The sequence below is a fragment of the Halomonas sp. ND22Bw genome, from assembly GCF_003011945.1.
Classification (GTDB): Bacteria; Pseudomonadota; Gammaproteobacteria; order Pseudomonadales; family Halomonadaceae; genus Halomonas; species Halomonas halophila.
This window is the reverse complement of sequence record NZ_PXWD01001804.1, coordinates 1-235: the sequence shown is the minus strand read 5'-3', so window position 1 is coordinate 235 and position 235 is coordinate 1. Positions and strand designations below refer to the sequence as shown.

At 70.6% G+C, this 235-nt stretch carries 1 protein-coding gene; it reads left to right on the top strand.

Annotated elements, in window-relative coordinates; translation table 11 throughout:
- Positions 1-235 (top strand): esterase-like activity of phytase family protein (locus tag CVH10_RS24500; protein WP_146143413.1); only part of this gene is annotated, 235 nt, incomplete at both ends.

The following is a 235-nucleotide window of genomic DNA, read 5'->3' as shown; positions in this document are numbered from 1 at the left end:
CCACCAAGGCCAACTTCGACGCCAACGGCCTCGACCCGGAGACGATGGTGCTCGACAAGGCGCGCAAAGTGCTGTGGACCAGCGACGAGTACGGCCCCTTCGTCGCGCGCATCGCCATCGACAGCGGCGTGGTCGAGAAGCGCTACGGCCCCGGCACCGGCGCCGCCGACCTGCCGATGGTGCTCGCGCTGCGACGGCCGAACCGTGGCATGGAAGGCCTGGCGCTCGACGTCGC